General features: G+C 69.4%; 18 protein-coding genes, 1 tRNA gene and 1 pseudogene. 10 read left to right on the top strand and 10 right to left on the bottom strand.

The features are described 5' to 3' along the window. Positions 1-19 precede the first annotated feature (19 nt). On the bottom strand, positions 20-2,572 hold the full coding sequence (locus tag ACYVBN_RS07470) for a DEAD/DEAH box helicase (protein WP_460599966.1): 2,553 nt from the start codon (positions 2,570-2,572) through the stop codon (positions 20-22). A 51-nt stretch (positions 2,573-2,623) separates the two neighbouring features. Then, positions 2,624-3,796 carry an alpha/beta hydrolase gene (locus ACYVBN_RS07475; protein WP_460599967.1) on the bottom strand — a complete coding sequence of 391 codons (1,173 nt, stop codon included), beginning with the start codon at positions 3,794-3,796 and terminating at the stop codon, positions 2,624-2,626. Positions 3,797-4,001: 205 nt separating this feature from the next. On the opposite strand from ACYVBN_RS07475, the gene ACYVBN_RS07480 reads away from it, so the two are divergent. Next, positions 4,002-4,074, top strand: a tRNA-Lys gene (locus ACYVBN_RS07480). A gap of 66 nt (positions 4,075-4,140) precedes the next feature. On the opposite strand, the gene ACYVBN_RS07485 is transcribed toward ACYVBN_RS07480, so the two are convergent. Further along, positions 4,141-4,314 carry a CsbD family protein gene (locus ACYVBN_RS07485; RefSeq protein ID WP_460599968.1) on the bottom strand — a complete coding sequence of 58 codons (174 nt, stop codon included), beginning with the start codon at positions 4,312-4,314 and terminating at the stop codon, positions 4,141-4,143. Positions 4,315-4,440: 126 nt separating this feature from the next. Next, complete coding sequence (locus ACYVBN_RS07490; RefSeq protein ID WP_460599969.1) at positions 4,441-4,815, bottom strand: VOC family protein; 375 nt, start codon at positions 4,813-4,815, stop codon at positions 4,441-4,443. Between the two features lie 153 nt (positions 4,816-4,968). On the opposite strand from ACYVBN_RS07490, the gene ACYVBN_RS07495 reads away from it, so the two are divergent. Then, complete coding sequence (locus ACYVBN_RS07495) at positions 4,969-5,445, top strand: hypothetical protein (protein ID WP_460599970.1); 477 nt, start codon at positions 4,969-4,971, stop codon at positions 5,443-5,445. A 22-nt stretch (positions 5,446-5,467) separates the two neighbouring features. Here ACYVBN_RS07495 and ACYVBN_RS07500 read toward each other — a convergent pair whose 3' ends face one another. Then, the gene (locus tag ACYVBN_RS07500; protein WP_460599971.1) at positions 5,468-6,166 is read right to left on the bottom strand and encodes a Pr6Pr family membrane protein; all 699 of its coding nucleotides are present in this window, start codon (positions 6,164-6,166) and stop codon (positions 5,468-5,470) included. A gap of 81 nt (positions 6,167-6,247) precedes the next feature. Between ACYVBN_RS07500 and ACYVBN_RS07505 the strand changes: the two genes are divergently transcribed. Next, on the top strand, positions 6,248-7,804 hold the full coding sequence (locus tag ACYVBN_RS07505) for a bifunctional phosphatase PAP2/diacylglycerol kinase family protein (RefSeq protein WP_460599972.1): 1,557 nt from the start codon (positions 6,248-6,250) through the stop codon (positions 7,802-7,804). Positions 7,805-7,848: 44 nt separating this feature from the next. Here ACYVBN_RS07505 and ACYVBN_RS07510 read toward each other — a convergent pair whose 3' ends face one another. The 3 genes from ACYVBN_RS07510 to ACYVBN_RS07520 are packed head-to-tail and all read right to left on the bottom strand — an operon-like array spanning position 7,849 to position 11,881. Then, the gene (locus tag ACYVBN_RS07510) at positions 7,849-8,445 is read right to left on the bottom strand and encodes an ATP-binding cassette domain-containing protein (RefSeq protein WP_440283826.1); all 597 of its coding nucleotides are present in this window, start codon (positions 8,443-8,445) and stop codon (positions 7,849-7,851) included. Next, the gene (locus ACYVBN_RS07515) at positions 8,442-9,305 is read right to left on the bottom strand and encodes an ABC transporter ATP-binding protein (protein ID WP_460599973.1); all 864 of its coding nucleotides are present in this window, start codon (positions 9,303-9,305) and stop codon (positions 8,442-8,444) included. Before ACYVBN_RS07515 ends, ACYVBN_RS07510 begins: the two co-directional genes overlap by 4 nt. Next, on the bottom strand, positions 9,302-11,881 hold the full coding sequence (locus tag ACYVBN_RS07520; RefSeq protein ID WP_460599974.1) for an FtsX-like permease family protein: 2,580 nt from the start codon (positions 11,879-11,881) through the stop codon (positions 9,302-9,304). The genes ACYVBN_RS07515 and ACYVBN_RS07520 overlap by 4 nt, the downstream gene beginning before the upstream one ends. A 184-nt stretch (positions 11,882-12,065) precedes the next feature. Between ACYVBN_RS07520 and ACYVBN_RS07525 the strand changes: the two genes are divergently transcribed. Together ACYVBN_RS07525 and katG are read left to right on the top strand one after the other, a co-directional pair. Then, entirely contained in the window at positions 12,066-12,503 is a 438-nt protein-coding gene (locus ACYVBN_RS07525) for a Fur family transcriptional regulator (protein WP_440283829.1), read from the top strand. Between the two features lie 24 nt (positions 12,504-12,527). Next, entirely contained in the window at positions 12,528-14,738 is a 2,211-nt protein-coding gene (katG, locus tag ACYVBN_RS07530; protein ID WP_460599975.1) for a catalase/peroxidase, read from the top strand. A gap of 160 nt (positions 14,739-14,898) precedes the next feature. On the opposite strand, the gene ACYVBN_RS07535 is transcribed toward katG, so the two are convergent. Continuing rightward, entirely contained in the window at positions 14,899-15,318 is a 420-nt protein-coding gene (locus ACYVBN_RS07535) for a hypothetical protein (protein WP_460599976.1), read from the bottom strand. 95 nt (positions 15,319-15,413) lie between these two features. Between ACYVBN_RS07535 and ACYVBN_RS07540 the strand changes: the two genes are divergently transcribed. The 4 genes and pseudogenes from ACYVBN_RS07540 to ACYVBN_RS07555 form a co-directional block, all read left to right on the top strand. After that, complete coding sequence (locus ACYVBN_RS07540; protein WP_460599977.1) at positions 15,414-16,712, top strand: CapA family protein; 1,299 nt, start codon at positions 15,414-15,416, stop codon at positions 16,710-16,712. Between the two features lie 94 nt (positions 16,713-16,806). After that, positions 16,807-17,220, top strand: a complete 414-nt coding sequence (locus ACYVBN_RS07545) for a VOC family protein (protein WP_460599978.1) — start codon at positions 16,807-16,809, stop codon at positions 17,218-17,220. Beyond that, positions 17,217-17,981 carry a GNAT family N-acetyltransferase gene (locus ACYVBN_RS07550; RefSeq protein WP_460599979.1) on the top strand — a complete coding sequence of 255 codons (765 nt, stop codon included), beginning with the start codon at positions 17,217-17,219 and terminating at the stop codon, positions 17,979-17,981. Before ACYVBN_RS07545 ends, ACYVBN_RS07550 begins: the two co-directional genes overlap by 4 nt. Positions 17,982-18,014: 33 nt before the next feature. Then, positions 18,015-18,242: pseudogene (locus ACYVBN_RS07555) on the top strand (GNAT family N-acetyltransferase); the annotation flags it as partial. Positions 18,243-18,245: 3 nt separating this feature from the next. Here the strand turns inward: ACYVBN_RS07555 and ACYVBN_RS07560 are convergent. Then, positions 18,246-18,374: a winged helix-turn-helix transcriptional regulator gene (locus ACYVBN_RS07560; RefSeq protein WP_460599980.1), complete on the bottom strand. Its 129-nt coding sequence runs from the start codon at positions 18,372-18,374 to the stop codon at positions 18,246-18,248. Between the two features lie 110 nt (positions 18,375-18,484). Here ACYVBN_RS07560 and ACYVBN_RS07565 point away from each other — a divergent pair, with 110 nt between their 5' ends. Further along, positions 18,485-19,159: an NAD(P)H-dependent oxidoreductase gene (locus ACYVBN_RS07565; RefSeq protein ID WP_460599981.1), complete on the top strand. Its 675-nt coding sequence runs from the start codon at positions 18,485-18,487 to the stop codon at positions 19,157-19,159. Positions 19,160-19,219 lie beyond the last annotated feature (60 nt).

Here is a 19,219-nt window from a genome sequence, read left to right on the forward strand (position 1 = left end):
GGCGACGACGCCGGAAGGCTCAGTCCAACCTGTTCAGGCCCAAAACGACGATGACGGCCTGGCCGGCGGAGTCGCTGGCGGCGAGCGGGACCTCGGCGTCGATGCCCCAGTCACCATCACCGGCCGGATCGTGGATCACCTGTCGCACTTCCCACTTGTCCTTGCCGCGCTCGATGCGCAGGTATGCCGGTCCGCGCGCGTCGGCGTCGGTCAGCATCTCCTCGTGTTCGGCGAAGTATGCCGAAAGGTCGTCGTGCCAAGCGGATTCGTCCATCACGATCTCGGTCGGGGGCTCGGTCGACGCCGCGACGGCGCGTTCGAGTGCGGCGAGCCCGACGACCCCCCGGCGGGCCGCCAGCTCGACACGGTGGAACATGCCGCGCCGGATCTGTATGGCGAAGGCCTTCCCGGTGGTGATCGACCGGGGCGTGTGCACCAGCGCCGACGCACGCTCCTCGTGCAGCGCCGGATTGACCAGCTCCTCCCACTCGTCCAGGAGACTGGAGTCGGTCTGCCGGATCACCTCGCCGAGCCACTCGATGAGGTCGGACAGCTCGTCGGTCTTGGCGCTGTCGGGCACTGTCTGCCGCAACGTGCGATAGGCGTCGGTGAGGTAGCGCAGCACGATGCCCTCGGACCGGGCGATCTCGTAGTAGCGCACCAGATCGCCGAAGCTCCAGGCGTTCTCGTACATCTCACGCACCACGGACTTGGGCGACAACGCCTGCTCCCCCACCCACGGTTGAGCGGCCCGATAGGTCTCGAACGCCGCGTCCAGCAGCTCGGCGAGTGGCTGCGGCCAGGTCACGTCCTCCAGCAGCTCCATGCGCTCGTCGTACTCGATGCCGTCGGCCTTCATCTGCGCGACCGCCTCGCCGCGGGCCTTGCGCCGCTGGCCGAGCAGGATCGGCCGCGGGTCCTCCAGGATCGACTCGATCACCGAGACCACGTCGAGCGCATGGGTGAGCTGGTCGGTGGCCGGGTCGTCGGCGTCGGGCAGGACGTCCAGCGCCGCGAGCGCGAAGGGCGCCAGCGGCTGGTTGAGCGCGAAACCGTCCTGCAGGTCGGTCACCAGCTGCACGCCCCGCCCGTCCGGCGACGGCTGCGGCAGTCGCTCGATGACTCCGGCCGTCAGCAGCTCCCTGGTGAGGGTGATCGCCCGCTTGGCCAGCCGCCGGCGCCGCCGCGGATCCTCGTGATTGTCACGCACCAGGTCACGCACCGCGGCATACGGATCGCCTTCCCGGGCAACGAGATTGAGCAGCATCGAATGCGTGATGCGCATCCGAGACTGCAGCGGCTCGGGGTCGGCGTGGACCAGCTTGTCGAAGGTCTCTTCGGTGTAGTTGACGAAGCCCTCCGGCGGCTTCTTGCGCTGCACCTTGCGCAGCTTCTTGGGGTCGTCGCCGGCCTTGGCGATCGCCCGGGCGTTCTCGATCTGATGTTCCGGTGCCTGCACCACCACCGTGCCGCTGGTGTCGAAACCGGCGCGGCCGGCCCGGCCGGCGATCTGGTGGAATTCGCGTGCCTTGAGCAGCCGTTGCCGGGTGCCGTCAAACTTGGTCAACCCGGTGAAGATGACGGTGCGGATCGGCACGTTGATGCCGACCCCGAGCGTGTCGGTGCCGCAGATGATCTTCAGCAGCCCGTCCTGCGCGAGAGTCTCCACCAGCCGCCGGTATTTGGGCAGCATGCCCGCGTGGTGCACACCGATCCCGTGGCGCACCAGACGATTCAGCGTCTTACCGAAGCCCGCCGAGAAGCGGAAGCCGGCGATGATCTCGGCGATCCGGTCCTTCTCGACCTTGCTGAGCATGTTGATGCTCATCAGCGCCTGGGCCTGTTCGAGGGCCGCCGCCTGGGTGAAGTGCACGACATACGCCGGGGCTTCCTTGGCGTAGAGCAGTTCCTCGATCGTCTCGTGCAGCGGCGTCATCGCCCACTTGAAGGCCAGCGGCACCGGTCGCTCCGCCTGGGCGACGGTCGCGGTGGGGCGTCCGGTGCGCTTGGTGAGCTCGTCCTCGAAGATCGTCACATCGCCCAATGTCGCTGACATCAGGAGGAACTGGGCCTGTGGCAGCTCGAGCAGCGGCACTTGCCACGCCCAGCCTCGTTCGGGCTCGGAGTAGAAGTGGAATTCGTCCATGATGACCATGCCGACGTCGGCGGTGCGCCCCTCCCGCAGCGCGATGTTGGCCAGCACCTCGGCGGTGCAGCAGATGATCGGCGCGTCGGCATTGACCGAGGCGTCCCCGGTGAGCATGCCGACGTTGTCCGCGCCGAACGTCTCGCACAGCGCGAAGAACTTCTCCGACACCAGCGCCTTGATCGGCGCCGTGTAGAAGCTGACCCGGTCACCGGCCAGCGCGGCGAACTCCGCGGCTGTCGCCACCATCGACTTCCCGGAGCCGGTCGGCGTGGCCAGGATGACGTTGGCCCCGCCGAGCAGCTCGATGATCGCCTCCTCCTGGTGCGGATAGAGCGACAGGCCGCGCTCCCCCGCCCAGTCCACGAATCGTGCGTAGGTTTCGTCCGGGTCGTCGGCGTCGGGCAGGCGATCGTAGAGATTCATGGTCCGTCCATCCTCCCAGGTGGGCCGCCGGCGTCGGCCCGCCCGGCCCGCTCAGGGCGCGACAGTGGGCGTTGGACGGAAGCCGGCGCGCGTCCGGCCCAGCCACTCCAAAGCCATGGGCATGGCGCTGATCCAGACGCTCATCCGGTGCCCGACGCGGCGCCATACGACCGCGGTGACGGACATCGGCGGTCGTGCCATGGTCGCGAACTGCTCACTGCCCCGGCCTGACATCGGGTCCTGCAGCGCCACCTGCACCCAGGCAGCGATCGGCGGCGGATCGGTGCGCTCCAGGCGCAGCAGATCGTAGCCGGCCGGTGTCGTGTCGCCGAAGGGCTGCCATCGCCCGAAGGCGGGTTTGAAGTAACCGCCGAGCAGGACGGTGGCGCCGAACTGTTGTGGCCGGCGCATCGCGGTCAGCGCCGCGCAGTAGCCACCGGCGCTGAAGCCGAGAGTCGCCCACGAATCGCGGTCAGGACGCGCGCGCAGATGCCGGATCACCCACTGCGGGACGTCGCGGGTCAGCCAGCTGAGCATCGGCAGGCCGGGGCCGTCGACACATTCGGTGTCGAGCCCGTGCGGGGTGTATGGCGCCGCGACCACGATCGTCGGCGCCAGCTGATGCTCCTCGACCAGCCGGCTGATGGTGCGGCCGATGTGCACCGGCCGTCGGTAGTCGCCGGGTGTGCCGGGTATGCCGTGGAACGCCTCGATCACCGGGAAGGTGCGGCCGGCCTGCGCCGGGTCGTTGTATGCCGCCGGCAGCCACACCTCCACTGTGACGGGCCGGCCGGTCGGTCCCGGCATGGACACCCGCAGGTATTGGCCACGGTCGCGAGGTCGATGGCGCAGTCGCGACTCCCAGCGGGACCGGTGCCGGTGGTAGGCGTGCCGCGCGTCACGGTCGGCCCGGGCCGCCGCGGGCGCCAGTGCGTGCTGCACCGGATCGGCGCCATACGTCATGGGCGCGCTGTGCGGTGACGCGGTGCCGGCCAGGTCGTTGCGCAGGTCGGACCAGTCGGCGTACCAGCCGTTCTCGGCGTTCAGGGTCGCCGCCACGGCGACCAGCGCCAAGGTGGTGGCCGTCGCCTGCAGCGCGACCCGGCCGGCCCAGGCCCGCCAGTGCCGTGCGGCCAGGCGCGGCCACAGCACCACCACGCCGACGAATGCGGCGGCCGCCAGCAGCCACGTCACGATCACCGTGCCAGTGCCGTTCGGCGCCATTGCGTCATTCCCCGAATGTGAGCAACCCCGATCGGCGCCCGCTGCGCCGATCCCCGATGCCGTTGATTCTGCCCCGGCGCACCGACAGGCCGCACCCGGGCGCGTACCCGACGGACAGCACGCGGGCGGCCTCTGCGACTCACCGGCTCGGGTCGATGTGACGCTGGCTGTGCCGCGGACTACGCTGGCACGCGCACACACGCAGGGGCCTTTAGCTCAATTGGTAGAGCTGCGGACTTTTAATCCGTAGGTTGTGGGTTCGAGCCCCACAGGGCCCACCGGCACCGGACACACCTCCGGCGCCCCACCGCAGTGAGGCGCCGGCAGGCGGTGCGTCGGACGAGTCAGTTGTCGAACTTGTCCTTGACGTCCTCGAGCTTGTCCTTGCCCTCCGCCTTGGCCTGATCGACCTTGCCCTCCATCTTGGTGGAGTCGTCGTTGGTCGCGTCGCCGGCGGCTTCCTTACCCTTGCCGGTTGCTTCCTCGGCCTTGTTCTTGGCCTTGTCGAACAGTCCCATGTGGACCTCCCTGTGGTTGCAGTTGCGACGTCATACGGGGTTACCCCTGTTGCTGCGTCCTCACACGTCGGTGGTGCGAACACGGCGTACGCGGACCGGTGCCACAGCCGTCCTCTCCGAGCACACTCAGACGACTTGGGGCGTGAAGAAGTTGACCAGGTTGCCGTCGGGGTCGCGGAAGAGCAGCGACTTGTTGCCCCAGGGCATCACCGTCGGCTCCTTGACGAAGGTGTCCAGCAACGACCGGAGTCGCAGGTAGGTCGCGTCGACGTCGTCGACACGGAAGTCCAGTACGACGGTGCGGTTGGCGCCGGCTTCGGCCACACCGTCGCCCAGCAGCGGGACCGTCTGCGTGCTGGAGATCGCCAGCACGCCCGTCTCGGTGCGTAGCTCGGCGAACAACGGGTGCAGCCGGGTGACCGTCAGCCCGGAGACCTCTTCGTAGAACGCGACGAGTGCGTCGACGTCGTCGGTGACGATACGGGTGGCTGCCAACTGCATGCGTGGTCTCCTCTGTCGTGGTGCTGCTCGGCGTTGACGAGCAGGACTGCGACGCTAGGAGTGCTTCCGGTCAGGTCGTGTCCGCTGCACGAACGCAATCGATTCGTGACCTCACCGGGCCAACCGTGCCCGCTTCCCAGGAGTCCTCCCGACATGAACACTCGGGGATACACCATCGCAACCGCCCTCACCGCCGTCTGCATCGCCGGCGCCGTCACCGCCTGGGGTCCTTCCGCCCTGGCCAGCACGCGCAGCGCCACCGGCATCGCGCATCTCGCGTCGCCGCCGGTGCTGGGCACCGCCCATCACTTCACCCGCGGACTCGGTGCCAGCCGTCCGAAAGTCGTTGATTTCGGCGGCGATCCGACCAGCTACATCACCACGGTGCACTGGACGTCGTGGGGCGGCAAGGTCGCGAAGGGCACCGCCACCGCGTGCCGGCCGCCGGCGAACGGCCCCATCGCCGAATGCCGCCCGACGACCGCGGCGGTCCGGGCGTTCCGGTTGGGCCACTGCTCCCAGCACGGCCCTGCGGCATACACCAGGGTCGAGTGGTGGTTCCCGATCGACGGGAAGTTCGACCCGAAGTCCAACTCCGTCTTCAACGCCTGCACCGGCGGGGTGCGGTAACCCACCGGATGCCGGGCCCGGGTCAGCCCCGCGGGCGGATCATCCGGCCCGGCAGCCGGGTGGCGCCGGCGACGACGGCGACGAACGCCGCCGCCGCGACCGCCACGCACAGACTCATCACCGCGACGTAGCCGTAGCCGTGCGGACCCGGGTCCAGGAACGGATACGGGTACCAGTCGACCGCCGGACCACGCAGCAACGTGTAGGCCAGGTAGATCAACGGATAGGCCAACCACACCACCGCCGTCCGGAACTCGATGACCCGCTCCGGCAGATCGAGCAGCCAGTCGACGACCATCGCGACCGGCACGACGTAGTGCAGCACCACGTTCGCCCACGGCAGCGGCGTGTTGACGTCGATATTGCTGAGCAACAGCGCATAGACGACGCCGGTGATCGAGATGTACACCGTCGCCGCCCCACGCACCAGGTCCAGCCGACGCGGCTCCGGCCGTCTCGGATCCGGCCGCCGCAGCTGTATGACGCCCGCCACCGCGAGGACGACGGCGACGATGAGGTTGGACTGGATGGTGAAGTAGCTGAAGAAGTTGGCGACCGTCGCGCGCTGCTGCTCGCGAGTCAGGGCCTCGACCAGTTGCACCACGACGGTGAACGCGATCAAGGCGGCGCCCGCCAGCCGCAGGGCTGCGTGCCCACGCATCAGCGCCGGCGCGCCGTTGACACGCCCGGTCGGGTCGTGCACCAACTCCCCTGCTGTCACAGGGCTCACGGTAGAGCCACTGAACCGCCGTGGCGAGCGTGACGCGAGCGATGACCTCCGTTTGCTCCCTCCGCCGTGCCGATGCGGGCGCCACGCCTGCAGCGAATGGCGGCGGCCGTGCGGGAGTATGGCGTCATGCCGCTCGCCAACCACCACGTCCGCCTCGTGTCCGATCGCGTCAAGCGCCTCATGCAGGACATCGACCAGATCGACGTGTCGATCTTCGAGGACATCGCCGCAACGCGCAGTTCCGCTCTGGACAAGGCGTTGCCGAGGCTCACCGACGTCGCCGACCATTCGGTGCTGTGGCTCGGCGTCGCCGGCGCGCTCGGCCTGAGCCGTGATCGGCGCGCCAAGCGGGCCGCGGTCCGCGGGGTCGTCTCCATCGCGGCGACCAGCCTGATCGCGAATCAGCTGGCCAAGCGGACCAATCGCCGGGCGCGTCCGTCGTTGGCGTCGGTGCCGCTCGTGCGCCTGTCGCGCAAGCTGCCGTCCTCGGCCAGTTTCCCCAGTGGGCACGCCGCGAGCGCGGCCGCGTTCGCCACCGCCGTCGGCCTGGAGTTGCCGGTGCTGTCCTTGCCGTTGCGAGCACTGGCCGGCCTGGTCGGGCTCTCCCGGATCTCGACCGGTGCGCACTACCCGTCCGACGTGGCGGCCGGCTGGCTGCTCGGCACGGCTGTCGCGCAGGTCGGCGCACGGCTGGTGCCACCGGCCGAGCCGCCCTCCGCCGTACAACGCCCCGATCTCCTGCAGCTCACCGAGCGACCGACCGGCGACGGTGTCGTGCTGGTCGTCAATCCGGCGTCGCACAGCGGCGAGGGTGAGCGCGTGCTGGACAAGGTCCGCGAGGAACTTCCCGATCTCGAGGTCGTGAAACTCACCGAGGACAGCGACATCGATCGGGTGATGCGCGAATCCGCCGCGCGCGCAGCGGTTCTCGGGGTCGCCGGTGGCGACGGCACGGTGCGCGCAGCGGCGCAGGCGGCCCGGCAGGAGCAGGTCCCGCTGGCCGTCTTCCCGGCCGGCACATTCAACCACTTCGCGAAGGACGCCTGGTCCTACCCGCTGCGTGACGCGATCACGGCGGTCAAGCGCGGCACCGCGGCGAAGGTCGATCTCGCCTACCTGAACGACCGGCTCTTCCTGAACACCGCGAGCATCGGTGTCTACACCGATTTCGTCGCCATCCGGGAACGCAACGAGCAGCGCATCGGCAAACCGCTGGCGGCACTGTATGCCGGACTGCGCACGTTGGTGCGCTCCCGGCCGATCACGGTGCGCGTCGACGACCGCACCGTCCGCGTCGACCTGCTCTTCCTCGGCAACAGCGAATACGAGCCGCACGGCTTCGCGCCCAGTTTCCGGGAACGCCTCGACGACGGACTGATCGATCTGCGGATGCTCGACGCCTCCAGTCTGGGAGCGACCCTCACCATCCTCGTGTCCCTGCTCACCGGGCAGTTGGGCCGGCACAAGCGCTACCACGAGATTCATGCACCGTCGTTGCAGATCGAGATCGTGCGCGGCGGACCGGTGCGTATCGCGCGGGACGGCGAACTCGGCGAGGAGGCCGATGTGCTCGATCTGCGGGTGGACCGTCGTGCCCTCACGGTCTACCGCCACGACGGTGCGTTCTGACCCGGCCGGGCGGCGTTGAGCCGCGGCCCGTGTGCGCCTGACCGTCAGTGCGGGTCGAGCGCGAACGCGATGTCACCCCTCTGCGCCAGCTGCGTGTCGTTGGTGGTGATCAGCACGGACGCGCCGGCCGCAGCCACGCGGTGCAGCTCGGCCAGCACGAGCACCCGGTTCTCGGCGTCCAACGCCGACGTCGGCTCGTCGGCCAGGACGACCGACGGCTCATCCGCGAGGGCCCGTGCCACGGCGACCCGTTGACGCTGGCCGCCGGAGATCTCGTCGATCAGGTGGTCGCCGATCGCCCCGACCCCGAGGCGTTGCAACGCCTCGGCCGCACGCTGAGCGGCCGCTGAGTGGTCCATCCCGCGAGCGATGAGCGGCAGCACGATGTTCTCGACGACGGTCAGCGACTCGGACAGGTCGTAGTCCTGGGTGATCACCGCGCACCCGTCGGCCGGCTCGACCACGACCGTTCCGGACACCGGCCGCAGGACGCCGCGGCATACATCGACCAACGCCGACTTCCCGCTACCGGCGTGCCCGGTCACGACAACCACTTCACCATCACCGACCAGCAGCTCCAGGTCGTCGAAAATGACCGTCCCGTCCGCTGTTTCGGCGGTCACCCGCTCCACATGGATCATCTGTGGTCGTCACCTCCCGCACGTCGTACGACGAATGTGTCGGCGTCCTCCCCGGGGCGGACGGTCACCTGCGTGCCGGCCGGGAACTGCCCGAGGACGTCGTCCGGCAGCGGCAGGCTGCCGTCCTCCCGGATCGACACCAGGGTGTTGCCGGCCCGCGCGTCCATGCGGATCCGCCCGTCCCGGATGGTGATGATCCGCGCGTCCAACGCGGTAGCGACATCGAGATCGTGCGTGACCGCGATGACCGTGGTGCCGAGTTCACGGTTGGCGCGCAGGATCGCGTCGGTGACCGCGCGCACCTCGGCGCCGGCCAGGCTGCTGGTGGGTTCGTCGGCGAGCAGCACCGACGGGTTGGTCGCGAGCGTCGCGGCGATCGCGGTCAGCTGGCGTGCGGCGCCCGAGATCGCCCGCACCGGTTGAGGTCTCAGGTCCGGCGCGATGTCAACGATGTCCAGGATGCCGTCGATGTCGATGCCGGCCCGCACCGACTTCGGCCAGCCGAGCTCGACGTTCTGCCGGACGGACAGATAGGGCAACAGGTTGCGGGTCACGTCCTGCAGCAGGACGGCGAAGTCGCTGCCACGCGCCCGGTCGAGGACGGCGGCGTTCTTGGCGCTCAACTCGTGCCCGGCCAGCCGCACTCGCCCGGCACTCGGTGACATCAGGCCGGCGAGCACGTTGAGCAGGGTCGACTTGCCGGCGCCGGAAGGCCCGACGAGCGCGACGATCTCGCCCCGCTGCACCGTCAGGTTGACGCCGGAGAGGGCGGCGACGTCCTGTCCCTCGATGCTGTAGATCTGCACCAGGCCCTCGACGGTGACGATCGGTGCTGCGTCCCCGGGCGTCATCCCAGTCATCCCCGTCGTCCCCTCTCCGCGGCCTCCGCCGATCGGGCCAGGCGGCTGCCGAAGGCCGCGCCGACGACGACCAACAGCACGACGAGCGCGGCTGCCGCGGCCGCGCCGAACGGCCATTGGAAACCCGTTCTGGTGACGGGCTGTTCGGGCGGCGTCGACCACCACAGCATGGTCGGTCCGGTCAGCCGGGAGGCGAGGGGTGCCGTCGCCGCTCCGATCAGGCCACCGGTGAGGGTCAGCATGACGAACTCCCCCACCGTTGCCCGGCGCAGCACGGCACGTGGCACTCCGCCGGTCCGCAACGCCCGCAGGTCCCGGCGACGGTCGGTCCGCGAGGCCACCGCCACGAGCACCACGCTGGTCAGCGCCGCGAGGACCGCGAGCACCGACACCACGATGCTCAGGTTCATCGCCCAAGCGGTCGCGGTGGCGTCATACCCGGCACGCACCTGTTCGGTGGTCTGCACCTGGATCGAGGCGAAGCCCGCCTTCCGCACCGCCGCCTCGAGCTGCGCCAGACGGTGTGGGTCCTGTGTCGCGGCGAAGACCTGGAAGGAGACGTTGTCCTGCCGGTCGCCGGCCGCCAGCATCGTCTTGAGGTCGACGACGATCGTGCGCGCGCCGACACCCGGGATGTATGGCGCCGCGCCCACCACGGTGAAGTCTCCGTCCACGTCGGCCATGGTGGGAGCGGAAACCGTTGCACCGACGGTGGTCTCGGTGGTCCAGGTGGCGATCAGTGCTGCCGGTCGGCCGTCCGCTGTGCCGGTGCCCAGCGCGGACCACGGCACCTGTTGCTGCAGTCCGGTGCGGCTGCCGACGTGCTGCATGGCGGACGGGATGACCCCGAGGATCGCGTTGCTCATCGGTGTCGAGGCGTTGATCATCACCGCGGGCGCGAACTCGCGGTGCTGCGGGTCGAGGGACGTGACCGCGTCGATCAGGTCCTGCCCGCTCGCGCTGCCGGGCCCGGTGCTCACGTGCACCAGCGACGTCGCCCCCAGATCGGCGGCAGTGCGGGCGGCCCGGTTGTCGGCGCCCCGCACGAAGACGCTCACGCTCAGCGTCAGCAGCGCCGAGGTGATGATCAGCGTCGTCACCGCCGTCACCACACCGGCGCGGCGGCCCAGTTGCGCGACCGCCAGTGCCGCAGCGGAGCGTCGCCGCGTCAACAGGCGGCGCACGAGCCAGGTCGCGGCCGGCGCCAGCAGTGCACCGACCACGATCGCGACGAGCCCCGCCAGCAGGACCGGCGTGATCTGCACCGGCGCACCGGTGAGGCTGTGCGTCGCGGTGAGCACGACACCCACCAGGCACACCGCACCGAGCACGGCGGCCGGCGTCGAGAGGCGAACCCCACGACGGCGCGGTGGCCGAGCCCGCAACAACGCACTGATCGACGCGCGTGCGGTCAGCCACCAGCACACCAGCCACACGGCGCCGATCAGCACCGCCATACCTGCAGCCACCAGCAGCGAGGACCAACTCCACTGGGCAGCAACGCTTCCCGGCAGCCACCAGTGCCGCACGAAGCCGTCGACGACATACGCCAGTCCGAGACCGCCCACGGCTCCGGCGACCGCGGCCGGGAGGAACTCGGCTGCTCCCAACCGGACCACGCCGGCTGTCCCGTTGCCGCGCATCTTCAGCACAGCTGCCTCCCCGCGACGCACCGTCGCGAAGAAGCTGGTCACCTGCACCAGCAGGATCAGCAGGACGACCCCGAGTTGCACGAGCAGGAAGGGCAGGATCCGGCGCACCTGCTGCACGTCCTGCCGGGTCGCGTCATAGACCTGGTTGAGACTCTCGAAGACGTTGACGTCGCCGCGCTTCTCCATCGCCCGTGCACCGGCGGCCGCGCTCGCGAGCGATGCGGGCGTCAGTCGGGACTCGAGCACCGGGTAGCTCACGGACGCCGTGACGGGGACGGATTGTTCGACCGTCCGGGGCGTCGCCAGGAGCGTCGCGACGGAGTCCTTGGAGTCAGGGCTGAAACGCGCGATGTCCACACCGCGCCAGAACCGGTCTGCCCGCGGCAGCGTGTAGACCCCGACGATGCGTAGCCTGGTCGGCGCCTGCGTGGGCCCGAGAGTCACCACCGAGCCGAGGTGCAGGCCGGTCAACGCGCGGTGGAAGGTCGGTTGCGACATCAGCACCTCGCCCTCGGCGGTGGGGCACCGTCCCTGCACCAGCGCGACGTGGCGGCACTGCCCCACGGTGGATTGCACGGTGATCGGCAGCAGCGTCTCGTGCCAGAACTCGTTGCCGTATGTCGACACGACCGGCGATCCGACGACCGGTCGCACCCGTGGATCGAGCAGCTTCTCCAGGCGTGGGATGGACGTCAGCTCGGCGGCCGTCTGCGGCGACTGCGTGCTCAGCGAGTTGGCCGTGATGAGCACCTGACCGCCCAGGTCACCCTCGGCGCGGGCGTGGAAGCTGACCACCGCATGGCTGAACGACCGGGTCAGCAGCGGGTCGACGGCAGCGGTCCCGACCAGCAGGCACACCGTGAGTGCGAAGAGCACCGTCTGCCCGAAGCGGTGCCGCCGGGCGATCGCGGCCAGCCGATTCATACCGTTGGACCCATCGGATCGCCTCGCCCCCCACTTGCAGATGTCCGCTCGAGCGGCTCCCCCCACCTGTCCGCACGCTACCGATCCGGCCGCAGGCGCCGTAGGCATAGCAGATCAATCCGACACCGAATCGTTATTGGCACAAAGACTTGACCCAGTCCAAACAATGCACGAGACTGGCGCCATGCCGGACTTCGAGACCGCCCTTCGCGCTGCCGGGTTGCGGGTGACGCGGCCGCGGCTCGCGGTGCTGGAGTCGGTGCACGATCATCCGCACGCGGACTCGGCGCTGTTGGCCGAGACGGTGCACGACGTGCTGCCGAGCGTGTCGCGTCAGGCCATCTTCGACTGTCTCAACACGTTCACCGAGACCGGCCTCGTGCGCCGGATCCGGCCCTCCGGTTCCCCCGCGCTCTACGAGCTGCGGCGCAACGACAATCACCATCATCTGGTCTGCCGGAGTTGCGGCACCGTCGTCGACGTCGAGTGCGCCGTCGGTGCCGCGCCGTGCCTGCACGCTTCGGACGATCACGGCTTCGCCATCGACGAAGCCGAGGTCATCTACTGGGGCTACTGCCCCGACTGCGTTGCCTCCCAAGAAGTTTCACCCAAGCGGGCCTGACGCTCGCCGCTATGAAAGGACGCCATGAGCACCACAGAAGAGCAGCCACTCGCTGAGATCAACGACAGCGACGCCGGCGGCGGCAAGTGCCCGGTCATGCACGAACTCGTGCAGCCGGCGCAGGGCGACAGCAACCAGCAGTGGTGGCCGCAGCGCCTCAACCTGAAGATCCTGGCCAAGAACCCCGCGGTCGCCAACCCGCTGGGCGAGGACTTCGACTACGCCGAGGCGTTCGAGGCGCTCGACCTGGCCGAGGTCAAGGCCGACATCATCGGCACGCTGAAGACCTCGCAGGAGTGGTGGCCGGCCGACTTCGGGCACTACGGCCCGCTGATCGTCCGGATGGCGTGGCACTCCGCAGGCACCTACCGCGTGCAGGACGGCCGCGGCGGCGCCGGCACCGGACAGCAGCGCTTCGCGCCGCTGAGCTCCTGGCCGGACAACGTCCTGCTGGACCGCGCCCGCCGCGTGCTGTGGCCGGTCAAGAAGAAGTACGGCAAGTCGCTGTCGTGGGCCGACCTGATGGTCCTGGCCGGCAACGCCGCCATGGAGGACATGGGCTTCAAGACCTTCGGCTTCGCCGGCGGCCGCGTCGACGCGTGGGAGCCGGACGACGACATCTACTGGGGCGCCGAGACCGAGTGGCTCGGCGACAACCAGCGCTACTCCGGCGAGCGCGACCTCGAAAACCCTTTGGCCGCAACGCAAATGGGCTTGATTTACGTCAACCCCGAGGGTCCGGGTGGTCACCCCGACCCGCTGGCCGCCGCCAAGGACATTCGCGAGACGTTCGCCCGTATGGCGATGAACGACGAGGAGACCGTCGCCCTGATCGCCGGCGGCCATACCTTCGGCAAGACGCACGGTGCGGGCAACGCCGAGCAGGTCGGTCCGGAGCCGGAGGCCGCGCCGTACGAGCAGAACGGCCTGGGCTGGAAGTCGTCATACAAGAGCGGTAAGGGCATCGACGCGATCGGCTCGGGCCTGGAGGTCACCTGGACCTACCACCCCACCCGCTGGGACAACGAGTTCTTCCACATCCTCTACGGCTACGAGTGGGAGCTCTTCCAGTCCGAGTCCGGCGCCAACCAGTGGCGGCCCGTCAACGGCGGTGGCGCCGACATGGTGCCGGAGTCGCAGGGTGACGGTAAGCGTGAGCCGCGCATGCTGACCACCGACCTGGCGCTGCGCTTCGACCCGGAGTACGGCAAGATCTCCAAGCGCTTCCTGGACGACCCGGACGCCTTCGCCGACGCCTACGCCCGCGCGTGGTTCAAGCTGACCCACCGCGACATGGGCCCGGCGACGCGTTACCGCGGCGCCGAGGCACCGACCGAGGAACTCCTCTGGCAGGACCCGATCCCCGCCACCGAGGCGCCGAGCGCCGAGGCGATCGCCGCGGCCACCCAGCAGATCGCCGAGGCCGGTTTCTCGGTCTCGGAGCTGGTGAAGACCGCCTGGGCGGCCGCCGGCTGCTACCGCAACTCCGACAAGCGCGGTGGCGCCAACGGTGGCCGTCTGCGGCTGGAGCCGCAGAAGGGCTGGGCGGTCAACGACCCGGGCGTCACCGGTCCGGTCGTCGCCAAGCTGGAGCAGATCGCTGCGGCGACAGGCGTTTCGGTTGCGGACGCGATCGTGCTGGCCGGCAACCTCGGCGTCGAGCAGGCGGCCAAGGCCGCCGGGTATGACGTGCAGGTGCCGTTCACTCCGGGCCGCGGCGACGCGACCCAGGAGCAGACCGACGTCGAGCAGATGGGCTACCTGGAGCCGAAGATCGACGCGTTCCGCAACTTCGTCGAGAGCGAGCCGAAGGCGCCGTTCGAGTTCCACCTGGTGGACCGGGCGAACCTGCTCAACCTCTCGGTCCCCGAGACGACCGTCCTGATCGGTGGACTGCGCGTCCTCGGCGCCAACACCGGCAACAACAAGGCCGGCGTCTTCACCGACCGTGAGGGCCAGCTGACGAACGACTTCTTCGTCAACCTGCTCGACATCACCGCCGACTGGAAGCCGGGCGACCGGCCGGGCACCTACGTCGGCACCGGGCCGCAGGGTCAGACCTGGACCGGCACGCGTGCGGACCTGGCGTTCAGCGCCAACTCCGAACTGCGTGCGGTGGCCGAGGTCTACGCCTCCGACGACGCCGCGGAGAAGTTCGTGCACGAGTTCGTCGCTGCCTGGGCGAAGGTCATGGACAACGACCGCTTCGACGTGGAGCGCGCCGCCCGCGCCTGACCGCACGGCGAGTGCTCGCTCGGCCTGATCGAGCGGCACAGCCCCGCTGACCGACAGGACCAGCACACGATCGAGGGGACCAGCAAATCGGCCGATTTGCTGGTCCCCTCGATGCATAGGTGGTCCTGTCGGTGACCAGGGGCGGTGGGGTCGCAGCGACTCAGCCCTGCCGGGCGAGGTCGAACTCGTGCTGCTTCTCGGCGGCCCGGAAGAAGAGCACGCCGCCGCCGAATCCGACGAAGAACGTGGCGAGCGCCTGGCCGACCCACTGCGCGTCGCCCTGGAAGAGCTCGCACAGGATGACCAGGACCAGCACGACGCCGGGCACGATCCAGGATTGCACCTGCCAGCTGCGCGGCTTGACCACCAGTGCGGCGATGATCCCGATCACGAAGCCGATGATCGGACCGATGAGCCAGGTCGGGCCCGGCAGCGAGGAGGTATCCGGCTGGAAGATGAAGTCGAGGAAGAGCAACACGACGAAGGCCAGCACCGTGACGACCGCCCACAGCAGGCCCTCCTGCTTGGCGTTGAGGTCCGAGCCCGGGGCTGCTTTGACCGGCGAATCGAACTTTCCCATGGGTTCCGCTCCTGACGAAGGGGTCGAACTTACTGGTGAGTACGTACGGGAAGCTACCGCAGTTGAAGCGCCGGTGTCGGTTACGCTCTCGCCCCATGTCGTCCCACCGTTTCCGACCCGCCCGTCGGACGACTCTGGTGGCCCTGACGGTGCTCACGCTCGCCGCCTGCTCCACCGGCGCCCGGTCGTCCACCGGTGACTCGGCCGCGGCCCCTGCCTCCGCTGGCACCTCGATGCCCGCGTCCAGGGCATCGAGCAGCGCGGTCCCGCGGTCGCCCGGTGCGTCATACAGCTCGCCCGCAGTCGGTACCCGGTCGCCCTCGTCGGCGCGGACGAATGACGCCACGACGCCGTCCGCGCGCCACGAACCCGGCACGGTGACGATCGCCGTATCGGGTGACGAGATCCCGCACGCGGCGGTGCTCGCCGCGGCCAGGCGCGGGACGACGTGGGATTTCGACCCGATGTTCGCCCAGCTCGCCCCGACGATCCGGGCGGCCGATGTGGCGATCTGCCAGCTGGAAACACCGCTGGGCGCGACCGGCGCCAACCTCAGTCACGGCTTGGTCATGGGGGCGCCGACGGCGTTCGCAACGGCGCTGCGCGAGGCGGGCTTCGACGGCTGCAGCACGGCGAACAACCACTCCTTCGACCAGCAGCTCGCCGGCGTGGGCGCCACCCGGGAGATCCTGCACCGGGCGGGGCTGCAGGCCGCGGGACCCGGCGCCGACGCCGCACACCCCGGCCAGCCGGCCATCTACCGGGCGAACGGCTTCACCATCGCGCAGCTGTCCTACAGCTACACCCTGGACAACACGGTCGGGAACACCCGGCACGTGCCCGTCGGCGCGCCGTGGGCCGCCCGCAACCTGTATGACGTCGTCGGCGCCCGCGGCATCGAGGCCGACGCCCGGTCAGCGCGAGCGCACGGCGCCGATCTGGTGCTCGTCTCGATGCACTGGGGAGACGAGCAAGACCCACGGCCGACTGCCGAACAACGCCGTCTCGCAACGGAACTGCTCTCCTCCGGCACGGTCGATTACATCATCGGGAACCACCCGCACGTGGTGCAGCCGTGTGAGCGGATCGATGGCCGGCTGGTCAACTACAGCCTCGGCAACGCCCTGTCCGACCAGGCCGCCGGCATCGTCGCGTATGGCGGCCGGAGGTCGACCGAGGCGGCACAGGACGGCGTCATCGCGCTGGTGACCTTCCGGCGTGATGCCTCGGGCAAGGTCACCACGACCGAGAAGTTCCGGCCGACCCGGGTGGACCGCGCGCACGGGTACGTCATCCGACCGGTGACACGGGCGTCGGACCCGGCGTCGTGGCAGCGCACCAACTCGGTGCTGCGGGCCGGCGGCGACAGGTGCGGCGCAACGCCACTGCCCTGAGGTCGAGGTCATTCTGGCCGAATGACGGTGGGGGCGTGTGTCCGGACCGGGAAATTCGGTGTCGAGATCGACCGCGTTCACCCAGACTGGGCCGATGGAGATGCAACTGAGCATGGTCGTGCTCGAGGTGCGCGACGTCGCGAGATCGGTCGAGTTCTACCGCACGCTCGGCCTGGCGATGCCGGATCCACGCCAGGACCGACCCGTCTCAGCCCTGCGAATGCCCAGCGGGGTCAGCCTCATCCTCGTCGAAGGCTTCGCCGGCTCCAACGACCCGACCTGGAGCCGGCCGGACGGCGGCTATCAGCAACTGCTGGAGTTCTTCGCGGGTGACGATGCCGTCGTCGACGCGATGTGGGCCAAGCTCACCGCCGCCGGCCACCACGGCCGGATGGCGCCGCGACGTACCCAGGGTCCGTATGCCGCGATGGTCGACGATCCGGACGGCAACGTCGTGTTGCTGACCTCGGATGAGGCAGCGCGAATCCTCAAGCACGACGCCGCATGAAGCTTCCCTCGGAAACTGCGGCCCGTCAGCGACTCGACGAACTGCCGGGCATCTCATGGCAGCCGTTCGGCCGTGAGGATCTGCCCGCCATCGCCGAGTTCTACACCGAGTGCGAGACGTATGACGCCAATCCCGAACGAACCTCACTGGCCGACCTCGAAGAATTCTGGGACTCGCCACGCTCCGTCCCGGAGGCGGACACGCTCGCCGGACACGACGCCGATGGCCGCATCGTCGCCACTGCGTGGTCCGGCTGCAACCGGGACATCACCGAACGCCGCACCGGTCGCCTCGTCGGAGCGGTCCGACCCGACCGGCGCGGCGAAGGCATCGGCACAGCGGTTCTGCAGTGGGAGCTCGCACACGGCCTCGCCTGGGACGACGCGTCACGCCGCCCGGGCTACAGTCCTCTGGCGTTGCGACTTTTCGCGCCGACGGAGCAGGCGGATGTGCGCGATCTGGCAGCGCGACACCAATTGCCCACCGATCGCTACTTCTTCGAGATGTCCCGCCGGCTCGACGGCCCTGTCGGCATGCCTGTGCTCGACGGTGTGCGGCTGGTCGATTGGGACCTCGCGCGCAATGACGAGGTCCACCAGGTGATGGACGAGGCGTTCCGTGAGCACTGGGGTCACACCACCGTGACCGCCCAGATGTGGCAGGAAGGTATCGACTCACACGGCTTCCGTCCTGCGTGGACCGTGCTGGCGATCGACGAAGACACCGGCCGGGTCATCGGCGCAGCGATGAACTACGCGTGAGAGCAGGACTGGGAGCCACAGGGCTACAGCGAGGGCTACACGGACCAACTGGGTGTGCTGCGCAGCCATCGCGGACGAGGCGTGGCCGCGGCGCTACTGGCCGAATCCATGCGCCGTTTCGGCGAATCCGGCATGGACGCAGCTGGGCTCGGCGTCGATGCTGCCAATGCGACCGGTGCCCTTCGCCTCTACGAGAAACTCGGCTACCAGCGCATCGCCAGCACCTGTGCGCACGTGCTGAGCCGCGCGGCCGCCGAGTAGCGTTCAGCCCGAGAGCTGTTCGGGCTCGCCCGGGTCGCCGACATACTTCGTGCCCCACGCGCCGATCAGGTCGGCGATCTCGGCGAGCGCCATACCGGCCTCGGTGAGCTCGTAGGTGACGCGCGGCGGCACCTCGGCATACACCGTGCGTATGACGACGCCATCGGTCTCAAGCGCACGCAGTTTCGACCGACGACCTGGCCCGCACCGCGGACGCAGAGCTACGCGCTCGCGGGCACACCGTGGATCTGCTGGATCTCAATGAGCTGCACTGGGATGCGGTGGTTCGCCCGGCGGACTACGACATCACCGAGTTCGACCGCCCGGTGGGTGATCATGCGGTCGATGCGCGGTGCGAGGGCACTCCCGACCCGCTCGTCGGGCACCACCAGCGACTCCTGCAGGACGCCGACCTGATCGTGCTGATTTTTCCACTGTGGTGGGCCGGCATGCCGGCGGTGATGAAGGGATGGTTCGACCGGGTCTTCACCCAGGGCTTCGCCTACGGACTGCACGACGCCGCGGGCAATTCGCGCAAGTACGGCGACGGCGCCTTCGCCGGAAAACGCGGGCTCGTCATCACCACGACCGGTGACCGAGCCTCCGCCTTCGGTGAGCGCGGTCTCAACGGCAACATCCACGACCTGCTGTTCCCGATCACCCACGGCATCCTCTGGTACACCGGCATCGCTGCGCTGGAATCCCTCGCCCTGCTCGGCATCGACACCCCCGATTGGCCGGGCATCGAGGACGCACAGGGGCAGGTGCGGGCGAGGATCGCGTCGCTGGACCGGGAGGAGCCCATCCCGTACCGCCGGATGCTCGAGGACTATGACTGCGACCGTCGCTTGCGTGAGCAGCACGCCTCCGGTCGCACGGACCTGTCGATCCATCTGCGGGACGATCGCGCCTCTTGACGTTCGCTGACCTCGAGACGTGGTCCCTGAGGAGCCCGTGAGGAACGAGCGGGCGTCTCG

The organism is Flexivirga lutea, assembly GCF_054778955.1.

Excerpts from the sequence above, each read along its gene's own strand:
- ACYVBN_RS07470 (WP_460599966.1), bottom strand. The coding sequence starts at position 2,572 with ATGAATCTCTACGATCGCCTGCCCGACGCCGACGACCCGGACGAAACC.
- ACYVBN_RS07475 (WP_460599967.1), bottom strand. The coding sequence starts at position 3,796 with ATGGCGCCGAACGGCACTGGCACGGTGATCGTGACGTGGCTGCTGGCG.
- ACYVBN_RS07485 (WP_460599968.1), bottom strand. The coding sequence starts at position 4,314 with ATGGGACTGTTCGACAAGGCCAAGAACAAGGCCGAGGAAGCAACCGGC.
- ACYVBN_RS07490 (WP_460599969.1), bottom strand. The coding sequence starts at position 4,815 with ATGCAGTTGGCAGCCACCCGTATCGTCACCGACGACGTCGACGCACTC.
- ACYVBN_RS07495 (WP_460599970.1), top strand. The coding sequence starts at position 4,969 with ATGAACACTCGGGGATACACCATCGCAACCGCCCTCACCGCCGTCTGC.
- ACYVBN_RS07505 (WP_460599972.1), top strand. The coding sequence starts at position 6,248 with ATGCGGGCGCCACGCCTGCAGCGAATGGCGGCGGCCGTGCGGGAGTAT.
- ACYVBN_RS07510 (WP_440283826.1), bottom strand. The coding sequence starts at position 8,445 with ATGATCCATGTGGAGCGGGTGACCGCCGAAACAGCGGACGGGACGGTC.
- ACYVBN_RS07515 (WP_460599973.1), bottom strand. The coding sequence starts at position 9,305 with ATGACTGGGATGACGCCCGGGGACGCAGCACCGATCGTCACCGTCGAG.
- ACYVBN_RS07520 (WP_460599974.1), bottom strand. The coding sequence starts at position 11,881 with ATGAATCGGCTGGCCGCGATCGCCCGGCGGCACCGCTTCGGGCAGACG.
- ACYVBN_RS07525 (WP_440283829.1), top strand. The coding sequence starts at position 12,066 with ATGCCGGACTTCGAGACCGCCCTTCGCGCTGCCGGGTTGCGGGTGACG.
- katG (WP_460599975.1), top strand. The coding sequence starts at position 12,528 with ATGAGCACCACAGAAGAGCAGCCACTCGCTGAGATCAACGACAGCGAC.
- ACYVBN_RS07535 (WP_460599976.1), bottom strand. The coding sequence starts at position 15,318 with ATGGGAAAGTTCGATTCGCCGGTCAAAGCAGCCCCGGGCTCGGACCTC.
- ACYVBN_RS07540 (WP_460599977.1), top strand. The coding sequence starts at position 15,414 with ATGTCGTCCCACCGTTTCCGACCCGCCCGTCGGACGACTCTGGTGGCC.
- ACYVBN_RS07545 (WP_460599978.1), top strand. The coding sequence starts at position 16,807 with ATGGAGATGCAACTGAGCATGGTCGTGCTCGAGGTGCGCGACGTCGCG.
- ACYVBN_RS07550 (WP_460599979.1), top strand. The coding sequence starts at position 17,217 with ATGAAGCTTCCCTCGGAAACTGCGGCCCGTCAGCGACTCGACGAACTG.